Annotated in this window: 26 protein-coding genes; 12 read left to right on the top strand and 14 right to left on the bottom strand. The window is 39.2% G+C overall.

Annotated elements, in window-relative coordinates:
* Nucleotides 1-191: 191 nt before the first annotated feature.
* Entirely contained in the window at nt 192-812 is a 621-nt protein-coding gene (locus tag RS893_RS00370) for a GNAT family N-acetyltransferase (RefSeq protein WP_315789281.1), read from the top strand.
* Nucleotides 813-1,627: 815 nt separating this feature from the next.
* A complete protein-coding gene (locus tag RS893_RS00375; protein WP_315789282.1) occupies nt 1,628-2,182 on the top strand; it encodes a hypothetical protein in 555 nt (184 codons plus the stop codon).
* Between the two features lie 25 nt (nt 2,183-2,207).
* Here RS893_RS00375 and RS893_RS00380 read toward each other — a convergent pair whose 3' ends face one another.
* The 9 genes from RS893_RS00380 to RS893_RS00420 form a co-directional block, all read right to left on the bottom strand.
* Nucleotides 2,208-2,885, bottom strand: coding sequence for a YqiA/YcfP family alpha/beta fold hydrolase (locus tag RS893_RS00380; protein ID WP_315789283.1), 678 nt, complete (start codon nt 2,883-2,885; stop codon nt 2,208-2,210).
* 23 nt (nt 2,886-2,908) lie between these two features.
* Nucleotides 2,909-3,628, bottom strand: coding sequence for a 5'/3'-nucleotidase SurE (gene surE, locus RS893_RS00385; RefSeq protein WP_315789284.1), 720 nt, complete (start codon nt 3,626-3,628; stop codon nt 2,909-2,911).
* A gap of 146 nt (nt 3,629-3,774) precedes the next feature.
* Complete coding sequence (locus RS893_RS00390) at nt 3,775-4,110, bottom strand: hypothetical protein (protein ID WP_315789285.1); 336 nt, start codon at nt 4,108-4,110, stop codon at nt 3,775-3,777.
* The gene (locus RS893_RS00395) at nt 4,097-4,471 is read right to left on the bottom strand and encodes a hypothetical protein (RefSeq protein ID WP_315789286.1); all 375 of its coding nucleotides are present in this window, start codon (nt 4,469-4,471) and stop codon (nt 4,097-4,099) included. Before RS893_RS00395 ends, RS893_RS00390 begins: the two co-directional genes overlap by 14 nt.
* 6 nt (nt 4,472-4,477) lie before the next feature.
* Complete coding sequence (locus RS893_RS00400; protein WP_315789287.1) at nt 4,478-5,692, bottom strand: Nramp family divalent metal transporter; 1,215 nt, start codon at nt 5,690-5,692, stop codon at nt 4,478-4,480.
* On the bottom strand, nt 5,689-6,129 hold the full coding sequence (locus RS893_RS00405; protein WP_315789288.1) for a hypothetical protein: 441 nt from the start codon (nt 6,127-6,129) through the stop codon (nt 5,689-5,691). The genes RS893_RS00400 and RS893_RS00405 overlap by 4 nt, the downstream gene beginning before the upstream one ends.
* Nucleotides 6,130-6,498: 369 nt before the next feature.
* The gene (locus tag RS893_RS00410; protein WP_315789289.1) at nt 6,499-7,011 is read right to left on the bottom strand and encodes a hypothetical protein; all 513 of its coding nucleotides are present in this window, start codon (nt 7,009-7,011) and stop codon (nt 6,499-6,501) included.
* Between the two features lie 113 nt (nt 7,012-7,124).
* Entirely contained in the window at nt 7,125-7,352 is a 228-nt protein-coding gene (locus tag RS893_RS00415; RefSeq protein ID WP_315789290.1) for a hypothetical protein, read from the bottom strand.
* Nucleotides 7,353-7,523: 171 nt separating this feature from the next.
* Entirely contained in the window at nt 7,524-8,015 is a 492-nt protein-coding gene (locus tag RS893_RS00420; RefSeq protein WP_315789291.1) for an orange carotenoid protein N-terminal domain-containing protein, read from the bottom strand.
* Between the two features lie 213 nt (nt 8,016-8,228).
* On the opposite strand from RS893_RS00420, the gene RS893_RS00425 reads away from it, so the two are divergent.
* Nucleotides 8,229-9,104 carry a glucose 1-dehydrogenase gene (locus tag RS893_RS00425; RefSeq protein ID WP_315789292.1) on the top strand — a complete coding sequence of 292 codons (876 nt, stop codon included), beginning with the start codon at nt 8,229-8,231 and terminating at the stop codon, nt 9,102-9,104.
* A gap of 152 nt (nt 9,105-9,256) precedes the next feature.
* On the opposite strand, the gene RS893_RS00430 is transcribed toward RS893_RS00425, so the two are convergent.
* The gene (locus RS893_RS00430) at nt 9,257-9,733 is read right to left on the bottom strand and encodes a DUF6335 family protein (RefSeq protein WP_315789293.1); all 477 of its coding nucleotides are present in this window, start codon (nt 9,731-9,733) and stop codon (nt 9,257-9,259) included.
* Nucleotides 9,734-10,313: 580 nt separating this feature from the next.
* Between RS893_RS00430 and RS893_RS00435 the strand changes: the two genes are divergently transcribed.
* The 8 genes from RS893_RS00435 to RS893_RS00470 all read left to right on the top strand — a co-directional run bounded on the left by RS893_RS00435 (nt 10,314) and on the right by RS893_RS00470 (nt 16,959).
* Nucleotides 10,314-10,715, top strand: a complete 402-nt coding sequence (locus RS893_RS00435; RefSeq protein WP_315792144.1) for a DUF2267 domain-containing protein — start codon at nt 10,314-10,316, stop codon at nt 10,713-10,715.
* 91 nt (nt 10,716-10,806) lie between these two features.
* Nucleotides 10,807-11,892, top strand: a complete 1,086-nt coding sequence (locus RS893_RS00440) for a DJ-1/PfpI/YhbO family deglycase/protease (RefSeq protein WP_396336478.1) — start codon at nt 10,807-10,809, stop codon at nt 11,890-11,892.
* A gap of 158 nt (nt 11,893-12,050) precedes the next feature.
* Nucleotides 12,051-12,749: an SRPBCC family protein gene (locus RS893_RS00445; protein WP_315789295.1), complete on the top strand. Its 699-nt coding sequence runs from the start codon at nt 12,051-12,053 to the stop codon at nt 12,747-12,749.
* A 75-nt stretch (nt 12,750-12,824) separates the two neighbouring features.
* Complete coding sequence (locus RS893_RS00450) at nt 12,825-13,994, top strand: zinc-dependent alcohol dehydrogenase (RefSeq protein ID WP_315789296.1); 1,170 nt, start codon at nt 12,825-12,827, stop codon at nt 13,992-13,994.
* A gap of 103 nt (nt 13,995-14,097) precedes the next feature.
* Nucleotides 14,098-14,739 carry a hypothetical protein gene (locus tag RS893_RS00455; RefSeq protein ID WP_315789297.1) on the top strand — a complete coding sequence of 214 codons (642 nt, stop codon included), beginning with the start codon at nt 14,098-14,100 and terminating at the stop codon, nt 14,737-14,739.
* An 83-nt stretch (nt 14,740-14,822) separates the two neighbouring features.
* Nucleotides 14,823-15,992: a zinc-dependent alcohol dehydrogenase gene (locus RS893_RS00460; RefSeq protein ID WP_315789298.1), complete on the top strand. Its 1,170-nt coding sequence runs from the start codon at nt 14,823-14,825 to the stop codon at nt 15,990-15,992.
* Entirely contained in the window at nt 15,989-16,567 is a 579-nt protein-coding gene (locus RS893_RS00465) for an HdeD family acid-resistance protein (RefSeq protein WP_315789299.1), read from the top strand. The genes RS893_RS00460 and RS893_RS00465 overlap by 4 nt, the downstream gene beginning before the upstream one ends.
* A 50-nt stretch (nt 16,568-16,617) precedes the next feature.
* Nucleotides 16,618-16,959 (top strand): cupin domain-containing protein, encoded by a 342-nt coding sequence (locus RS893_RS00470; RefSeq protein WP_315789300.1) that lies wholly within the window; start codon nt 16,618-16,620, stop codon nt 16,957-16,959.
* A 224-nt stretch (nt 16,960-17,183) separates the two neighbouring features.
* On the opposite strand, the gene RS893_RS00475 is transcribed toward RS893_RS00470, so the two are convergent.
* Nucleotides 17,184-17,666 (bottom strand): YcxB family protein, encoded by a 483-nt coding sequence (locus RS893_RS00475; RefSeq protein ID WP_315789301.1) that lies wholly within the window; start codon nt 17,664-17,666, stop codon nt 17,184-17,186.
* A gap of 103 nt (nt 17,667-17,769) precedes the next feature.
* Nucleotides 17,770-19,368: a CocE/NonD family hydrolase gene (locus RS893_RS00480; RefSeq protein ID WP_315789302.1), complete on the bottom strand. Its 1,599-nt coding sequence runs from the start codon at nt 19,366-19,368 to the stop codon at nt 17,770-17,772.
* Nucleotides 19,369-19,445: 77 nt separating this feature from the next.
* On the opposite strand from RS893_RS00480, the gene RS893_RS00485 reads away from it, so the two are divergent.
* A complete protein-coding gene (locus RS893_RS00485) occupies nt 19,446-19,817 on the top strand; it encodes a GxxExxY protein (protein WP_315789303.1) in 372 nt (123 codons plus the stop codon).
* A gap of 280 nt (nt 19,818-20,097) precedes the next feature.
* Here RS893_RS00485 and RS893_RS00490 read toward each other — a convergent pair whose 3' ends face one another.
* The gene (locus RS893_RS00490) at nt 20,098-20,550 is read right to left on the bottom strand and encodes a cupin domain-containing protein (protein WP_315789304.1); all 453 of its coding nucleotides are present in this window, start codon (nt 20,548-20,550) and stop codon (nt 20,098-20,100) included.
* A gap of 74 nt (nt 20,551-20,624) precedes the next feature.
* On the bottom strand, nt 20,625-21,395 hold the full coding sequence (locus RS893_RS00495) for an isochorismatase family cysteine hydrolase (RefSeq protein WP_315792145.1): 771 nt from the start codon (nt 21,393-21,395) through the stop codon (nt 20,625-20,627).
* Between the last annotated feature and the right edge of the window lie 42 nt (nt 21,396-21,437).

The following is a 21,437-nucleotide window of genomic DNA, read 5'->3' on the forward strand; positions in this document are numbered from 1 at the left end:
TAATCGGTTATTCAGTTATCAAATTAAATGGTCACTGTTCACTGATTCATGCTCAGTCCCCTGTCCCCTGTCCCCTGTCCTCTATCTTCTATCGCCTACACCAACTTTTTTAAGTTTTTCACATAGTATTGAATGGTGTTTTACGATATTTGAAAGGATTTTTGTTCTATTAATTCACCACATAACTAGCCTTGACACCCTGGTTTTTCCAACAATCCCATCAACCGCCAGTCACAGCAGCATCTGCTGAACAAGCTTCCTATCGGTTCCAAGTCCGTACAGCTACACTTGCTGATTTGACTAGCGTTGCCCAAATTATTGCTGAAAGCTTTCACTCCCAAAATGGTATCTGGGCATGGGCTTTCCCTTTGCTACGCTTGGGTATTTATGAAGATTTAAGACATCGACTAGTATCATCTACGTCCCAGCACGTCTGTTTAGTTGTCGTTGACACCGCAGCCAATACACCGAATAACTTAGTTGGTACTTTGGAGGTAGGTGTGCGGTTCAGTGATTCTTGGACAGAGGTCGGCAAAGTTTTTCCTTACCTGTCTAATTTAGCTGTTTCCTCAAAGTGCCGTAGACAGGGTGCAGCCTCTCAATTACTTCAAGCTAGTGAAAAATTTGTTAGAGAATGGGGATTTGAAGATTTATATCTCCATGTCCTAGAAAACAACCATCAGGCACGGCAACTCTATCTCAAGTTCGGATATCGGGTGCATAAAGTGGAATCTAATTGGAATATATTATTTTTTAGAAACTCAAGACAGATATTATTGCATAAGCATCTTATGCTCAATTCGACTAGCTAATTTTTTAGTGATGGGTGGACGAAAAATGTCAACTTTCCTTTACTTATAACTAGGAATAGCATAGAAAAGTCTTTTTACCTGTTTACTGTATCTTTTGTCTTCTACTCATCCTCAATTTGATAATTGCAATTAATTCCTTGCTAAATCATGGAAAACTTTGCTTGACTGAGTATTCGGTTGCTCTTAGCCATATATAGTTAATTTCTAATCACTTTGTAATTTGATGGTTTTAATAAATTTTTATTACATTAGTTAAATAGATGTATATCTTTTCTAGTGAAATTTAGAATAATGCTGGCCAAGCTAATTTTTGATAAAATCTCCTATAAATTAAAAACTAATACTTTTATATAAAATTTGGAAAACATTATAGTGTCTTGTTAAAATGTAATTATGAATTTGTCAGAACAAAAATATATGTTTTTTTATTATATACTGTTTAAATTTATTGAGCAAAAAATAATATATCTAACATTAGTAATGATTTATGAGTAAAATATAAAATATCTCGTTATGTTAAATATATTCAGTGGAAATACTATAAGTAATCTGTCAAAACCTTACAATAACTTTGTATTAAAAATCTTCATCTTTATAGAAACTTTAAAAAAAATACCATTATCCTAGCAGACAAATCAATGTTAAATCTCATAAAATATGGATAATCAATTACAGCACAGTCTCTATTAATTTTCATCATAAGTTACATTCACAAAATACATCTTGTTAATAAGAAAATAAAAAATTTGATTTAATAGCAATATATCTATATTAGGCACAAACTATTCCCAAATTCATCCTCGTTTTGAAAGAAGATGGATAGCGAAAAAAATCAACGCTATCAGACTGCTATGGTATCTACTTATTACCCAGACACAAGTTTTCTTGACTATATTGTCATGTCAGATGGAACTGAGCAATCCTATGGCTCGGATATCCTAACAAATTTGCTGAGTAGAAAGGTTTTCATTGTTAACAGTCGAAGACGAAATGGGTTGATACTCTTTAAACGCTATCATACAGAGTTTGCTGGTCCAGGAGCAGCTGTAGGTGGTGATTATGATTGTGATTGTCAGGGAGTATTACCAATAGGAAATTTATCTTTATTAACTCCTGAAACCAATGAAGATCGGCAGAAAGCTTATTTAATTAGGCGACAATGGATTCGGTTAATCAAACAGATTACAGAAAACCCTGTTCCTACTCAGCGAGTTCAAAAGATTCTTGATCAATTTGAACAGTACTTTCCGCTTGAGACGGTAGAACATTTGCCAGATGAGGCATTTGCACTATTAGTAGGTGTTTTACCACAAACAGTTTCAATCGTACGCCGTTTAGGCAGTAATGTAGATAGTAGACTAATTTATTAAGCTTATTTAACTTTATATTTATGTTTTAGTGGAGTAACTGGCAAAACTGGTAGATTGCTTGCCAAATTTCTGTTAAGACATTGTCTAAGGCGTGATCACTGTCTAATTCTACTAAATTTACCCAAGGACGGGATTTAGCAAAAGCACGACTGGCTTGGATTGGAATAACCTCATCATTTTTTCCATGCAGGATGAGGGTAGAAATCGGACGCTGTAATATTTCTTCTCGATATTGAGCCGCATCTGTTAGGAAATCATAACTTAAAGGTAACGATCGCCCTGCGCCATAGTGATAAACCATTAAATACTTTTCTTTTTCCCAAAGCTGTACTTGTGCATCTCCTAGCTGATTTAACCAATGGGCTAAAAAGCCAAAGGCGGGTGCTAACAAAATCAGCTTCTGCACCTGGGAGTATTGCTGTGCTATGTAAGCAGCTGTTAAACCACCGAGACTGGAACCAATGAGGGTTACTGGTGTAAGTTGAGGTGGAGATTGTTCTGTATCCTCTTTGCCATCTGCTGAAATGATTGACGCTACTTGATTAATTTGGCGAGTAATTGTCAAGTGGGAAAAATCGCCAAAATTTAAATCAGGAATATTCACCTTGATATTAAATTCAGCAAAGCGATCGCGTATATACCGAGCTTTGACAGAATTAGGACTAGAAGCAAAGCCGTGAAGATAGATAAATTTGTTAAGCATCAAGCTTTTACATCAGTAATTATTTATACTTTTAACTGGGTGACTGCTATTTTACCTGAAAAGCAAACATCAACATCACTGCCAGGAGTGCGATCGCGCTGTTGATATACGCCAGCATAGTAGAATTTATCACCTTCTATTCGGTAGTTAATAGGCAATGGTTTAGTACAAGGTTGGCAAAATACAACTTCTGGGTCGGGTTCTCCTGGTAAAAGATGAGGTAAATTTACATTCCAAAAAGTTCCCGTTTCCAAAGGACGGTTGAGTAAGTCAGATAGAACATTCGCTGTCCAGCGTGCAGCTACATGCCAATCAACATTGAGTTTACCTTTGCGATAGTGAGATATTGCAACTCCCGGAATCCCATGCATCGCTGCTTCCCTGACGGCAGCAACAGTACCAGAAATATAGGCATCTACTCCTAAATTACCACCAGCATTGATGCCAGACATGACAAAGTTGACATTTTCACATATATGTGTAATGGCAATTCTCACACAATCAGCAGGAGTGCCTGCAATGGCATACTCATGATCTGAGCGATGATGAACGTGTATCGGTTGAGTTGTAGTTACTTGATGCCCACACCCAGAGAGATGATCTTTAGGAGCGGCTATAATCACGGGTAAGTGAGTACTGGATGCTGGATATTTGCCATTAATACCAAGTCTGTTTACAGCTTCACGAAGTGCTTTAATACCTGGAGCGTCAATTCCATCGTCATTAGTAAGAATTAAGGTCATAATATTTCGGCAATATCCAATTTTTTGATTTTCTCCTTTTTACCTTTTTAATTGCTGTTTATGTATATACATGCTGAATAATTACATAATTTATTTAGGGTAAACTCATTAAATAGTCAATAAAAATTGAACTTAACAGTAGTTTTTTATCTTTGAGATTGAGGATTATTAAAATTTTTTAATTCATCAATACTACAAAGCAAATGCGGTTTTTTTGGGTTAGTTAAATCTAATTTATCCCAAGGTATAGTATAGCCACCATGAATTTTATGCGCTCCCATGAGGTGCAAAAGTCCTACTGCAATATTCCAAGCCGATAATCGTTCTAGCACGCCTATAGTGCCGATTAGATATGCTTGCACAACCCATTCATCGCCTTGTTTTTCAGCGCGTACTTCCTCAATTCTGCCTATAGTTTTGCCTGTTAAATCTACTACTTGTTTGCCTAACAGCAGTTCCAAATTAATTTCACGAGTTGCCATGTTCTGCTCCTGGAACTTTTTGGATAATATGTTCACGAATCCATTTTTCATAAGCTAAAGCTGGTGTTGCTTCAGCTTCAACATCGACTTCTACATTAATACCAATATCACGCACCTTTGACCAAGAAATTCTATACGACTGGCTGTGTTTTGCTCCCCACTTACTTTCTATTACAGCTACCCAATTTGCTAGACGCGGATGTATTCTTCGTGCCAGTACAGTCATTCCTACTTCAATATAAGTAAGTTTTGGTGGTTGTCCTTCACGTAATTCCATAACAATACCATCAACTTTACCCATATTGCGCTGGTTTTGATCAATTAATTGATTATCAAGTACATCTCGAATTATGTCTATCATTTTTATTTAACTCCCAAGAATTTCTAAGGGAATAGCAGCGATCGCTAAAATAAATGCTAGGGCAATTGTAAAGATCACAACGCTGTTACTAATCCAACCATTACGATATCTACCTACATATCTTTCATCATTCATTAATACTAAAAATGGTATAATTACAGGTGGCAAAATTACAGCCGTAATTGCCATTGAAAACAAGGTTAGCTGTAGAGGATCTATACCAATAGCCATGAGTAAGGAAGCGAAAAAGACAAACAAAGTGTAAACTAAACTAAATCTTGCAGCATCCTTTGGTTTGAGATTTTCACCCCAATTCCAACCGAAAGCTTGAGCCACAATATAAGCTGTATCTAGAGTGACTTCTAGTGCCGCACCAAAACAAGCAATACCCAGAGATAGTGCAAATAAAATAAAACCCCAATAACCAAAAGGTTTTGTTAGCATTAATGCTGCTTGTTCGTAGCTATCAACTTCAATACCTTGAGGACGTAGAACTAATGCTGCTACAATTAAAACTCCCAGAGAAACAATACTACCAAAGCCCATTCCTAAGGTGGCAACAGCACGATTAACTCCAATATGTCCTTCATCCCACTTATCTTCTACCGCACCAGAAGAATAGAAATAAAATAGATAAGGGCTAATCAATGCACCTAAAATACTAACAGCAATAAATAAATAATTTTGTGTATCTTCACGTGGTAAAGTCGGCAATAAACCAGAACCAATCTCTGTCAAATCTGGATGCAGCTTAAAGGTTGCAAATACAAAGGCAAGTGTGATTAATCCCAAGAGGGAAATACCATTTTCAATAACACTAAAGTTGCCAAACCAAATTAATAGCCATATGGTAAATGCTACTGGTAGAGCATACCATTGAAAACTGATACCAGTTAATAGCTGTAAAGCTATACAAACACCACCAATTTCTGCTGCTAAAACTAAAAAATCAACTGCAATTTCAGCTAAAAGTGGGATCACATAAAAATTAAATCCAAAACGTTCACGTACAGCAGCAGCTAGGGTATGCTTGCTCACAGCTGCTAGACGTCCAGACATTTCTACCAAAAATATTACACAGATTGTACCAAGGACTATTGCCCAAATCAGTTGAAAACCGAATTTAGAACCAGCCTCTGCTGCTGTAGCGATCGCGCCCACATCAAGGAATCCGCCAATACTGGTAATGATTCCCAAAGCAATCTCAAAAATTTTCTTCATGGCGCTTCACCTGTTGCTTGTGCAAGCTGATGGATTTTTTGCTCTGTAGCTGATAATTGTTTAATTTGGGTAGCGATCGCGTTGCGGTTTTTCTGTTCTATAAGGATTGATATTTTATCTATTGTTTTTTGCAGTTGTTGTAGCTGTTCTAATGCGGTATGCCGTTGTGAAGGTACTATTGATAAATTTAAGAGTGTATCTGTTTCTTTTTGCAGTTCTTTTTGAGTTTTTTGTAGTGTATCCTTAGCGTAGCTTGTAGGCACAGCATGACGTTGCCACGCATCAGCAACCATATGCACTGTCGCAGCCCATGAAGATACACTGTTTAATTCTTTTTTTAATTCCTCTGTAGGTTTTGTACTACTACATGAACACGTAAATAATATCAGTAATAATAAATAATTACTGATAAATATATATTTTTTCGTTCCTAGCATATCTTAATGCTTATTAAACATTGATAATCATATCTTCTACTTTTTAATAATAAAATTCATACATTCAATTTTGAGTAATTCTAAAGTATATTTCTAACACTGTAAATAGACAGAAAATTTACATAAAAAATATAGGAAAATTACTAACTTTAGACAGATGTTTTCATTAGTCGTATGTGTAGTCAGAGTCTCATATTTTTTTACCCTCATTGTGGGCATAATTGTTCGTGGAGTCTTGCACGAGTTACAGTATGGTAAGGTGGAGCTTACAAACCTTCGTTACCGGGTTCAACCTAGAACATAAGTATACTTAACCATATTGCTATATGGTTTCACAACATCTTGTTTTCTATATAATTTTTCAATAGTTTAATTATATTCTGATTCCTGCTGTTGCTCGGATAAGATCTTTAATTCATCTATACTACAAAGCAAACGTGGCTTTTTGGGGTCGCTTAGATCTAATTTTTCCCAAGGGACAATGTAGCCACCATGAATTTTCTTCACTCCTATGAGATATAAAATTTCTGTGGCAATATCCGAAGTTGGTAATCGTTCTAGCATTCCGATAGTACCGATTATATATACTTGCATAACCCATTCCTCTCCCTGCTTTTCAGCACGTACTTCCTCAATTCTGCCTATGGTTTTGCCTGTTGGATCTACAACTTGTCTACCTAACAGCTTTTCAAAATCGATATCGTAATTAGCCATGTTTTGCTCCAGGAGTTTTTTGGATAATATTTTAACTGACCTATTTTCAGAAGCTAAAGCAACATCAGATCTGGCTTCAACATTGAATTCTACATTAATACTAATATTATGCAGCTTTGACCAAGAAATTTTCTCCAGTAGCGATCGCTCTCCAAAAATTTCAGACATTTCTAATAAAAATATTACCCAAATCCCACCAAGGACTGTTGCCCAAATTACCTAAATAAGAACTTGAAAGCCAGACTTATTATAACTTGCAGTCAAACAAAGTTAAAAAACTTTTAAAATCCTCGACCACAGATAGAATCAACAACTACTGCTGGTTGATTTCTATTCTGTTCTCGACACAACAAAACTTTAGCCAAACGTTGTTGCTCATAAAAACGATGAGCTAACCAGCCGATAGGCGTACCTAAAAATGTACCGATAATTAAACCAGTAATCAAACTAAAAACAAGATGCTTTCTTTTGATCGTATTTCTTCTTTCAACTGTGTCTTGTCTTAACATAAATACCTGATTACTTATTTGTATTTCAAAAAAATATTTAGGAATTTTTGGATTTATAAATAATGGAATTTCCCCCTAGCTTTCTTGTTCAGCTAGAGGGCTAGTGGAGATAAAAATTAACAAATTTCAAGCTTGTCGGTATAACTTTACATTATACCAATTGAAAAATTCTTAAACTTCTGCACCTGCTTTTGGTTCAGCGCCCATAGGGGAAACATAATCACGGAAAAGAGTGATTTGTTGGCCAAAGTCTAACTCTTTAATTTTGTTGAAGAGTTCCTCTGCTTGAGAAGAAAGCTGATAGTTAGGAGGCATAGGAATGATAGTAGCATTTTCCATTCCTTGGGCTAAACGATACCAAAATAGCAATTTAGTCGTATCGCTCATTGAACCGTATTCGCGAGTGTATCTATTATCTGCTTGATTAATTAAATCTCGCTGTAATTGTAGTTGTTCTTCATGGGATAATTCCTTGACTTGATTGAACAAACCTTCAGCAACATTGGGAGAAACAGTGCTGGCATCGGGTGCAGCAGGGGTAATAGAATCACCCATTTCTTTGTAGATAAACCAAAATAAAGCAAGCTGTTCATCTACAGGTAAATTTTGAAATGCTTGTACATATTCACGAATAGTTGGATCGTTAGTTTGGGTATATGTCATGATAACTCCGATTTGCCAGAAATTAAGATACTAATAGTAAAGTTATCAAAGCATCATTGAGTATTTAACCCTACTGAAGACAGATGTATCTCAACCAAATTGCAGAAGAATTAAAAGGGGTAATTGGTAATGGATAATCGGAAAAATTTTAAGCACTAATCACCAATTATCAATTGAACTAATCATTAAATAATCCAAAGGAAGGATGCAAAAATGGATAGACGTTTAGAAGGCAAAGTGGCTATTATCACAGGATCTGGAACTGGTATAGGTGAAGCTATTGCCCATAAGTTTGCCAAAGAAGGCGCTGCTGTCGTTGTCAATGGGCTAGCAGATGACCCAATTGAAGACGTGGTACAAAAAATTAAACATTATGGTGGCAAAGCGATCGCCTACGCGGGTGATGTTTCCCAAGAGTTTCACGCTCAAAACTGCGTGCAAACTGCAATTAATGCCTATGGTAAGTTGGATATTCTGGTTAATAACGCAGGTGTATTTCTTGCCACCGCAGAAACTCAAGACTACCCTATTGAAGTTTTTGATGAAACTATACGTATGAACCTCCGTTCAGCATTTTTAATGACAAAATACGCACTGCCGCATCTACAAAAAACACGGGGTAATATTATTTCTGCTGGTTCCGAGGCTGGTTTCAATGGCTTGGCATATAATACACCTTACGGAGGCACTAAAGGTTGGATGCATTCCTTTATGAAAGGTGTTGCTGTAGAACAAGCCAGACATGGCATCCGTGCTAACTGTGTTTGCCCTGGTGCAATTGATACAGCTTGGACACACAAAGAAGAAGGGCCAATGAATGCCAAAATGGAGAAAACCCTGATTGAAGCCACACCACTGGCACGACGCGGCACACCAGAGGAAATAGCTAACATCTACGCTTTCCTTGCTTCTGATGAAGCCAGCTATGTAACAGGTGCTTTGTGGCTAGCTGATGGTGGTGTTACTGTTGCTAAGGGGGCAGTTGGTAAAGACACTCCATTTTGGTTACGTTCTGAACCCCAAGGCGAACTACGCCTCGATCACTCTCAGGAAGGATTGGAGAACAAACAAACCCAGTCAAAGATTTAGATGAAATAGGAAACGGGGAACAGGGAACAGGGAAAGGTAATTAGAATATTGTTTATTTTTCCAATGTTCAATTCCCACTCCTCACACCCCACCCTACGGGAAGCCGCGCAAAGCGCGTCTACACACCTCTCACACCTCATCCCCCATCTCCTTTACTCCCTACGTTCCTCATAATCCTCGCTAGATAGAGGATCTAGCTCCCAACGCCTGTCGTCACGCTGCTCTAACATATCGTTTGTCCGCAGAAATGCAAAATCGTTCATCTCTATCCCAACAGCAGCACCAATTTCATCAACGATATCCTGATCGGGAGTTGGGGCGGTACCACCTGGGGCCTCATCACCGACATCGGCAGCTTCTTCCCAAGCTGCATCCACATCCCCACCAGTTAACTCAGGACTAGTGTAGTTGTAACGCTGTTCTTCATCGCGCAGTCTGCGATCGCCTATGTTATACCCTGGCTCATCCTTCACACCAGTACCATAAGACTCTGTAATTTCCTCCGGTAAGTCAGAAATTTGCGGTGGTAAATTTTCCTGTTGAGGTTGTTTATCCGGATCTACTTGATTTAGTTGAGCTTCTAAATCTTGTGGAGCTTGATAATCTTGTTGAATGTCTGGATCTACCATAAATACTTGCTATTTATTGCATCCCCACAATAACGCTTTATTTTCTTACGGTTGTCTTCCAACCGATGTATACCTCCGGAAAGAAAATCATTTCAACCTTTAGAGCGAAGAGCAATTGGGAATTTGTGCATACTCTTATAAGAGTGAATCCACGCTATAGCCACTTCATCAAAGTTATGAGTTGTGAACTTTAGTTAATATCATAAATTCATAGCTCATAACTATTTTTTTAAAATTATAAATGGGACTTCTCACAATTTCATTAATCTATTTCCAAAGATGTACCTGAGTTTTTCGCAAAATAGTTCTTGTGAATGAATGCATATACAAAGTAAAACATCAAAATTGAGTTCATGGTCAAGTTACTTAATCAAGTTACTTAATATTAAAGTTAGGATTGTTTTAATTGAGACTGACTAATTTTTATTTTTAATAAAAGCAGTAAGTCTCAATCCTAACTGTTTCTTAAAAAAATAATATTGTTCTGATTTATCACTATTTTTACTAAATTCATTTTTATTAATTTTATTAGAAACAAAAGTATTTTGAATTGAATTAATCTTGAATGGAGGTAAAAAAAGTGAAATATGAGGAATTTATTACACATGTTCAAAGTGTTGCCCTGTTAAATACACGAGAAGAAGCAGAACGAGCTACTCGTGCCACACTGGAAACAATTAAAGAACGAATTGTTGGTGATGAAGCAAAAGATTTAGCTTCACAATTGCCAGAGAAATTAGCAGAATGCCTACACGGAAGAGAAGGTGAGAACGGTCAACCATTCTCACTGCAAGAGTTTATTGCCCGGGTGAGTAAAAAAGAGGGAGTAGAACCAACTGCTGCTGCAATACATATTCGTTCTGTGTTTACAGTTCTACAAGATGCTGTGACACCAGGGGAATTTGCCGATTTTCAGAGTAATTTTTCTGCCGATTATGCAGAACTATTTCCTACTGCACCAACTAGTGAAGTGTCGACGTAAAAATAATGAATTATGAAATTAAGTTAATTTCATAATTCATTTGATGATTTAAGAAAAATTAGATTGAATAGAGTGGAAACATTAAATGTCAATGAATAGTATTAAAAATAAAAAAGTCGCGATCCTCATAGAAAATGACGTAGAGGATTCAGAATTTCAAGTACCATATAATGCACTCAAGCAAGCGGGGATGGAAGTAGTTGTCCTCGGTTCCCGGATGAATGAAAAATATCATGGGAAAAGAGGTAAAGTTTCCATGCAACCTGATGGCACGACAACAGAAGCAATGGCTTCTGCATTTGATGCCGTAATCATCCCTGGTGGTATGGCTCCCGATAAAATGCGACGGAACCCCAATACAGTGGGTTTTGTACAAGATGCCATGCAGCAAGGAAAATTAGTAGCTGCGGTTTGTCACGGGCCACAAGTATTAATTGAAGGTGACTTACTTAGGGGTAAACAAGCTACCGGCTTTATGGCAATTCGCAAAGACATGATTAATGCTGGTGCTAATTATATAGACGAACCCCTAGTAATAGATGGGAATTTAATTACATCCCGTCAACCTGGAGACTTAGCAATATTTACCACAGCAATTTTGAGTCGGCTGGGCTATGGTGGCAAAGAAGCTGCATTACCTGATGAAACTGACTACACAGCTCAATGGTGGAAATTAGCTGATGCTTGGGGTGGTTCTACTAAAGGTGATATAGTCAAAGCTTTAAATACTGCTCTGGCTGGTGAGCGTTATAGTCTAGAAGCTTTAGATAATTACATCCAAAAAGAATCAGACCCACAAATCAAATCTCTTTTCCAACAGATGATTCCACTGAGACAGCAGCACATCGAAAGATTGGAAGCACGGCTGGATGAACTAGGTGAAAAACCTTCCTTAGCCGCCAATATCGCCGATAAGTATGCCAAAGTCAAAACTAGTCTCGCAGGTAGTGATGATATCTATCAGTTACGCTGCGCTTTGGGTGATCTACAAACGGGTATAGGTGACATCGGCAATTTGATGGCAGCACTCACCGATCCAGTATCAACCAGAATTTTCACAGAAATCTATCAAGACCTCTTAAAGTATGAACAGCGTCTAGTAGAGTTGTATCGCACACGAGTAGATGTAGAGATAAAACCTGCTCAGCCTACTACAGGTGCGGCCGTATCTATGTAGTAGTCTATTTCATTCGTTCTGATAAGTTGCAAGATCCCCGACTTTTCCAAAAAGTCGGGGATCTGACCACCCGTAACCTCTCAAAATTAATGAAACAGACCAGTAGAGTAGTAGGTCTTTGTGTAATCAATCATACAGGCGTATAAGGAAAAAGGAGAATGGCATCAACATCAGGAGAGGGACTCAGTAGCAGCCAGAGTGAAGCCAGTGAAGCCGAACGTTGGGCTTCCTTGATTGGTGGTAGTGCAATGGTATTAATGGGTTTGAGACAACGCTCTCTAAGAGGCGTTTTGATGGCGTTGGCAGGTGGAGGTTTAATTTATCAAGGTGCAACTAAACAAAGCACGATTCAGCAGGCACAGGAAGCAATAGGCATGAACCAAGCTATCAAAGTCGAAAAGACGGTAACTATAAATAAATCGGCAGATGAACTTTACCGCTTTTGGCATAACTTTGAGAATCTGCCCAGGTTCATGAAGCATCTCAAAAATGTGAAGGTGTATGACGACAAAAAGTCTCACTGGATTGCTAATGCACCTTTAGGTCAAAGTGTGGAATGGGATGCATATATTCTAGAAGACCGGGAAAACGAATTTATTTCTTGGGCCTCCGCAGAAGGGGCAGATGTAGATAACTCTGGTTTTGTCCGCTTCACGAAAGCACCTGGGAATCGGGGTACCGAAGTCAAAGTAGTTATGGAATATAACCCACCAGGGGGAGCATTGGGAGCAGCGATCGCTAAACTCTTTGGTGAAGAACCAGAACAACAAATTGGCGATGAACTACGACGTTTCAAAATGCTGATGGAAGCAGGCGAAATCGCCACCACACAAGGGCAACCAAAAGGCAATGGTTAATGGGTAATAGGTAATGGGAAAGAAAATTACCAATTACCTATTACCAATTACCAACTACCAATTACCAAAATTTTTATGAAAGCAGTTTGTTGGCACGGTGCAAATGATGTACGGGTAGAAACCGTTCCCGATCCGAAAATACTCAATCCGCGTGATGCCATTCTAAAAATCACATCAGCGACTATCTGCGGTTCTGACTTGCATATCTATGATGGATACATCCCCACGATGCAACCGGGTGACATCATCGGTCACGAATTCATGGGAGAAATAGTTGATGTTGGTAGTGAAGTCAAGCAATTGCAAAAAGGCGATCGCGTTGTAGTCTCTTCAATTATTGGCTGCGGTCAATGTCACTTCTGTCAACATCAAATGTGGTCGCTGTGCGATAACTCCAACCCCAACGCCTGGATGCAAGACAAACTATATGGGTTTGGGACTTCGGGTATTTTTGGTTATTCTCACGCCTTTGGTGGCTATGCAGGGGCTTTTGCTGAATACGTACGCGTACCATTTGCTGATTTTGGTGCTGTCAAAGTACCAGAAGGTATTCCCGATGAAAAACTCCTCCCTATTTCTGATGCCTTTCCCACTGGTTACATGGGGGCAGATATGTGTGATATCCAACCCGGAGATATCGTAGCTGTTTGGGGTTGTGGACCTGTGGGATTGTTTGCCATGCGAAGCGCCTATATGTTGGGTGCGGAACGGGTGATTGGTATTGACCGAGTTCCCGAACGTTTGCAAATGGCTAGAGACTTCGCCAAAGCAGAAACTATCAACTACGAGGAAATAGATGCAGGCGAAACCCTTAAAGAAATGACAGGTGGACGTGGTCCTGATGCATGTATAGATGCAGTGGGAATGGAAGCCCACGGTACGGGTTTAGGAGGACTTTACGACGAAGCCAAGCAAGCAGTACGACTGGAAACTGATCGCCCCCACGTATTGCGGCAAATGATGGTTGCTTGCCGTAAGGGCGGTACTCTCTCAATTATGGGGGTGTATGGTGGCTTTGTCGATAAAATTCCAATGGGCGCAGCCTTTAACAAAGGCTTGACTTTCAAAATGGGGCAAATGTTCGGTCAAAAGTATATGCCCAGATTGTTAGGTTACGTTTTAGAAGGTGAAATCGACCCCTCTCAAGTTTTTACCCATCGCTTCCCCCTAGAAGAAGCGAAGCAGGGCTTTGAGATTTTCAAGCACAAAAAAGATAACTGTATCAAAGTTCTGCTGAAACCGTAAAAGGCTTGGTTAGTGGTTAGTAGATAGTGGTTAGTGGATAACAACTAACTACTAACCATTAACTAATAACAAACAAAAAAACAAAAGATGAAGGAGAATTCTTATGAAGAAATTACTTTCTGTGGCTAAAAGTTTGCGTCTGCGTCAAATTATGACAGTTTTTCTAGCAGGATTGTCAATTTTTGTAATGCAAGCCTTCAGTAATATTCTGCCAGCCCAAGCTGATGAAACAGTGAAATCACCATACGGTTACTATTATAAAGGCACACCAGATGAGAACGTTGTTAACCGCGACTTTGATCAAAATCAAAACTTGATGAATCAAGAAAAGTCGATGGCAGAAAATGCTAAAAGGAATTTGAAAAATACTGCTGAAAATGTTCGTGAAAAGCTAAATTTTGATGAGGTGCAACCAAAAAGTACAAAAAATTTCTCGAATTTCTCGAATCAAAGTGGTGAAACAGTGAAATCACCGTACGGTTATTATTATAAAGGTACACCAGACGAGAATGTTGCTAACGGCAACTTTGATCAAAATCGAAATCTGATGAATAACGAAAAGTCAATGGCAGAAAATGCTAAAAGGAATTTGAAAAATACTGCTGAGAATGTTCGCGAAAAACTCAATCTTGATGAGCCACTACCCAAAAGCACAAAAGATTTATTAAATTCAACTAAACAAAAAACAGAAGATTTAGTTGAACCAATTACTAAAAATAGAGAAGGCTATTATCAAGCTAGATAATTTTCCAAAATAATTTGTTCTTTGTCATTAGTCATTTGTTTATGTCCAAATGACTAATGACCAATAACTAAGGAATAATAAAAATGAAAGCAGTTTGCTGGCACGGAGCCAATGATGTCCGAGTTGATACAGTGCCAGACCCAAAAATTCTTAATCCTCGTGATGCCATTGTCAAGATTACCTCGACAGCAATTTGCGGTTCTGACCTCCATATTTACGACGGCTTCATCCCAACGATGGAAAAGGGTGATATTCTGGGTCACGAATTTATGGGAGAAGTGGTTGAAGTTGGCAGTAGAGTAAATAATATAAAAGTAGGCGATCGCGTTGTCGTTCCCTTTACTATTTCCTGCGGTAACTGCTTTTTTTGCAACAGAGATTTGTGGTCACTGTGCGATAACTCTAACCCTAACGGTTGGATTGCTGAAAAGCTGATGGGTCATTCACCTGCTGGTCTATTTGGCTACTCGCATATGCTCGGTGGTTATGCAGGAGGTCAGGCTGAGTACGCTCGTGTGCCGTTTGCTGATGTCGGTCTGTTTAAAGTTCCCAAGGAATTAACGGATGAACAAGTATTATTTTTGACTGACATTTTTCCAACAGGTTATATGGCAGCAGAAAACTGCCGTATCCAACCAGGAGATATTGTTGCAGTTTGGGGTTGCGGGCCTGTTGGACAATTTGCGATTAAGAGTGCTTTTATTTTAGGAGCAGAACGTGTCATTGCCATAGACCGTATTCCCGAACGTTTACGTTTAGCCGAAAGTTATGGCGGCGCGGAAACTATTAATTACGAAGAGGTCGATCCTGGCGAAGTCCTTAAAGAAATGACTGGTGGTCGTGGTCCTGATGCAGTCGTTGATGCAGTGGGGATGGAAGCCCACAGCATGGATGCGATGGGTTTATACGATAAAGTCAAGCAAGCGGTACGTCTAGAAACAGACCGCCCCACCGCCCTACGCCAGGTGTTACTAGCTTGTCGTAAAGGCGGTAATGTTTCTATTCCTGGTGTATACGGTGGTTTTCTGGATAAAATACCTATGGGTGCAGCTTTCAATAAAGGCTTATCCTTCCGCATGGGACAAACCCACGTCCACAAATACTTACGCCCCTTACTTAAACTTATTCAACAAGGCAAAATCGATCCATCATTTGTGATTACTCACAAACTACCTCTAGAACAAGCACCCCACGGCTACGAGATTTTCAAGCATAAAAAAGATAACTGTATTAAAGTCGTACTCAAACCATGAGGCAACCCTCCAATAGGAGAATAGCAACTCTACTAGCCCGTAACTGGTGGACACTGGTACTGCGCGGTGTGATAGCAATACTTTTCGGTATGGCAGTTTTTGTCTGGCCACGAATCAGTGTTGGTGTGCTGGTGGGGTTGTTTGGTTTGTTTGTATTGATTAGCGGTATCTTAGCCTTAATAGCAGCACTTAGCAGACGTCAGCCAGAAGAAAATCGCTGGTTGCTGGTATTTGAGGGTATCATCGGCATTATTGCTGGTGTGCTAGTCTTCATCTGGCCGGGTATTACTGCATTGATATTGCTTTACTTCATTGCTGCTTGGGCTATTGTTACCGGCATTTTGGAAATTATTGCCGCTATCCAGTTGCGTAAGGAAATTGAAAATGAATGGCTGTTAGCGATCGCTGGTATTGCTTCTATACTCTTTGGCATTTTAGTGGCAATTAGACCTGGTGCTGGTGCTTTGGCAATTCTCTGGGTAATTGCTGCGTATGCAATTATCTTTGGTGTCATGTTATTGATTCTTGGCTTACGATTGCGAAATTGGAATACACCAGGATCATCAGTTATGTAGAAGCAAATAGCTATAGCCATCCAAGTTTAGTCTTAATTAAGGAGAAAACTATGCCTGACACAAGCGTCAAAAAAGTAGATTCTGCCTATTCTCCTAAAGGTGAACACGGGGAAAAATACCTCGCATCTGGCAAATCAGTTTCCATGCGCCTTTGGGAAGATGAACAACCTGGAGAACCAAAACCACCAACAACACGGGAGTATGAAACCGTGGGTTATGTAATTAAAGGTAGTGCTGAGTTACATATCGAAGATCAAACGGTTTTATTGGAAACAGGAAGTTCCTGGGTAGTACCAAAAGGAGCATCTCACACTTACAAAATTTTAGAACCATTCACTGCTGTTGAGGCGACTAGTCCACCTGCCCAAGTACACGGACGGGATGAAAATTAATTTGGATTTTTTGTCAGGTTTGTAGTCAGCACTTTAATGCTGGATTTATGAGGGCTAAAGCTGCTGACTATGAACTAATTTATCATTTTTAAAGTCGTAGACGCGCTCCTAGGCTACCATAAGCTATACTCATGGAACACAGATCAACACAGATGAAGGCAGATAGATTATCAGTGTGCCATGAGTGTACCCTCTCTTAAGCTGCCTTTGGGCGTTCACTTAATCTACCACAATTTTAAAAGTTGTTTACCTTCTAAGAGTAAATCAAATCTGTGTATATCTTTTTCAGTTTCAAAGGCTGATATTGGTAGATAATGAAACTGGGCTAATGATGTATATAAAAAGTAATATTCAGAACGCTTAATTACTTTCATAAAATGTTCGTATTTTAATTTTACTATGCTACCATCTTCATAGAAGACGGTAAAAAAGCTTTCATCAAATTCACAATATCTATTTATAAAATTTAATTGTGATTGTCTTTTTATACTCACAATAAAAGGCAAAGAGACATAATAGACAATAACAAGTAAACACAATATTACTGCCCAAGGAAATTCTCCTGCTATATACGCTAATAATAAATTCACTAGCGCTAAAGCAGAAAATAGTATCAGCACAAACTTTATGCGTTTGAGATGATCAATATTAAGTATGCGACGAAATTCTTTGACTGTGAGATTGAAAGTTTTTGTTTTAATTGGCATATTATTTTTTAATTTTATTTATATTTTGAAGACGGTCGATTATCTAAATTCATCACACATAAATTTATGAAAATCTAATTTCCTTCTGCCCTCTGCTTAATTTTTAAGATCCTGCAATTACCGGAAGTAAAACTTGGGAAAGGGAAGCACCTCCGCAACTGATTGTTAATGTAATAATTTCTGCTTCCATACCTATAATTGAACTGTTACCAGGGTTAATTGCATAGGCTGGAAAACAAGCCGCACTTAAACTTAATCGCAAGGCATTACCTTTAGCAATTCGCGCACAAGTAGTTTGTAATTGAATTTTTCTAGTGGTGTGATTCATCCCATCTTGACAACGCAGATAGCCTTGTGTCAAGTTATATACTTTTCCATCAGGATATATTTGCGATAGCACTACAGATAAATCAAAGTTAGGTTTATCGGCACTACAAGAAATAGCTACGACCACATCGCCTGCTAAATGCAAGTCGAAATCAAGCGGATCACTGGTGTAAGTCAACACATCAGAACGACAGTCAATATGCGATCGCTCAAAAACACCGGCAGGTATGCCCGCATGACCACCCAAAGCAGGAACAGGTCGCCACGGGTCATGAACTAAGACATCATCTACACCATTTTCTGGGCAAACTGTGGTGAGAATGCCTTCATCTTCGCGAATACTAGCAATTCCATAACTTGACAAAAAGTAGGGTTTGTGTTCAAATTCTGGAAAGCTGGAAAATCCTTGCCAAGTATTACTGCCCATCTCGAACAGCCACACAGGTAACTGATGGGTTAAGCCAGTGTCTATACCTTTGAGGAACTGGTCAAACCAACATATTTGCATTCGATCTACAGGGCTAATAGCATTGACACCAAAGTCCACTTCACCAACTTTGCGACCCCAAGGCAAATGTACCCACGGTCCCACTAAAAGCTGTTGGCGGTACTGACTCCGGGCTGCCATCTCTTTATATAAATTTAGAGTGCCACGCAAATATGTATCAAACCATCCCCCGATATGAAACATGGGCAAATCAATATTTTGCAAATGCGTTTTGGGCGACAGATTTTCCCAGTAAGCATCGGGTTGGGGATGTTCTACCCACTCGTGATAAAAAGAATCTGGGGCAAAATTTTTGAGAACTTCAGGACGTAGGGGAATAGGATCGTATAGAGGTAAATTCCGCGATGCAGTCAATAACGTTTGATAAGCTTGTTTATCTCCTCGTAAACGGGCAGTTTCTGTCGCTAATTGTATTGCCCAAGCTAGATTTGTGTGCAAACAGAAAGCACCACCTTCATAAACCCAGTCTGTGTATAAATCATAACTAATCATTGCTGGACAAATCGCCTTCAGGGCTGCTGGTTTAGCAGCAGCAGCATATAGCTGAGTCATTCCCTGGTAGGAAAAACCATACATCCCTACAGTCCCATTACTACCTGGTAAATTTGCAGCCCAATTTACTGTATCTTCACCATCAGCAATTTCATGGGCAAACAATTTAAATTCACCTGCTGATGTACCGCGTCCCCGGACATCTTGAATCACCACAATATAACCTTGGGCAGCGTACCAACTTGGATGGGCATAGACAACAGTAGATGCGATCGCTCTACCATAAGGTTGGCGCATCAATAATACCGGAAATTTCCCTTCAGCATCAGGGCGATAAATATCTGCATCCAGACGAATTCCATCGCGAGTGTACATGGATGCGGTTTGTTTAGGAAGGACTTTGAGCATGGGTATGATGGAGGGATTATGAATTTAACCACAAATAGATACAGATGCACCCAGATGAACTAAATAGAATTACGCAGAAAATTATAGGCTGTGCGTACACAGTAAGTAACGTTTTGGGCGTTGGATTTTTAGAAAAAGTGTATGAAAACGCTTTGGCTCATGAATTACGCAAGGCAGGGTTACGGCTAAAACAACAATATAATTTACAAATACTATATGACAGTATTGTAGTTGGAGAGTATTTTGTTGACTTGATAGTAGAAGAGTGCGTACTAGTAGAACTCAAAGCAGTTAAAAACTTGGATGATGGTAACTTTGCCCAATGCATGAGTTACTTAAAAGCCTCTCGCCTGAAAGTCTGTTTACTCATTAATTTCGGTCATCCCAGAGTCGAAATTAAACGGATTGTGCGATAAATCTAAACACCGATGAAAACCATCCGTGTTCATCAGTGTTCATCGGTGTTCGATAATTACCCGCCTATGCAACCTAGTTACAATCTCGTGGAAAACTCGTAGACGCGCGCAAGCGGCTTCCGTAAGGTACACAGACACACACCAATACACACTGATAAAAACCATCCGTGTTCATCTGTGTTTATCGGTGTTCGTTCATCACTCACCTATACAACCTAGTTACAATCTTGTGGAAAAATCGACCACAGATGCACACCGATACACACAGATAATAATATCTTCAATTTGAAATAAAAGCATCAAACCTACCAAGCACAGCCATATCTTCCGCATCAAATTCCATAGGCGTACCACTGCGAATGAGTTCGGCAAAATCTTCATTAGGAACCATAACAGTCAACGTATACAAACGTCCCGAACCCGTATTCTCAATCACGTGAGTACCAGTAGGAGGTACTAACAAACTATCCCCAGCTTTAATTGCCACACTTTTACCATCACAAGTCGCCCTACCCTCCCCCTTGAGAACAAAAAACATCTCTACAGCAAATTGGTGACGGTTTGGGGGAGTTTTGCCACCAACATCAAAAATTTCCACACAACAAGTCAGGGAAGTATTAGCGATCGCCGGATCAAATACGATCGCTAAACGATTTGTATCCTGGGGATTAATGCGATAAACTTGATAATCTTTGGGAGATTTGACAACAGGAATTACACAGCAATTAATCATATGTTTTATCCTTAGTCATTTGTTATTTGTCATTTGTCAATGGTCAATTGTCATTCGTGATTAACCACTAACCACTAACCACTAATTGCTTTTGAAATTGCTTCTGAATCTGTAACAAAACCAAAACACTGCTTAACGTTATATAGTGTTGCCAACCAACAATATTCGGGAGAAGTTGTAGCTGTACAATCTTTAACAAGTATGCAGTCGTATCCTAAAAAGTTGGCATCTTGCAGAGTAACCATGACACATTGGTCAGCATTGACACCAGCAAAAAATAGTGTCATTCTGCCCAAATTCTTTAGAATACTATCTAAAGGAGTATCCCAAAACCCACTCATCCGGTATTTATCGATACAAATATCTGTGGGTAATTGCTCAAGTTCATCTACCACTGCGGCTGCCCAACTACCTTTCATTAGTACCTTAGCACCGTTGCTAGGTAGTGGATCGCCTAATCCCACGCCTTCACCTGTAGGGTTGTAGACGTGATGTACGCTTGCACTAATATTAAGTAAGTCAGGACGATTTCCCCAATTTATCCATACTATAGGAACTCCAATCGCTCGTAGTGTTGGTAAGAGATTTTGCAAAGGTTTGATTGGTTGACGCGCTGGGGTGACATCTACACCAATATGTGCTAACCAACCGTTAGGGTGACAAAAATCATTTTGCATATCGATGATGAGGATGGCAGCTTTTGCTAAATCAAGGCGCAGACTTTTGGTTTCTGTTGCTAAGATAACGGGTTGTGGGTCAAGGGGAGGACGAGTGATATCTGCGATCGCCTGATTTACTGCCCAAGCGTTTGGTGCAACTCCTAATTTCCAAAGAGGCAGATCCATAAAAGCAACATCCAACATCATTGTTTACTTTGTAACTTGAAA

It is taken from the genome of Fischerella sp. JS2, from assembly GCF_032393985.1.
Lineage (GTDB): Bacteria > Cyanobacteriota > Cyanobacteriia > Cyanobacteriales > Nostocaceae > Fischerella.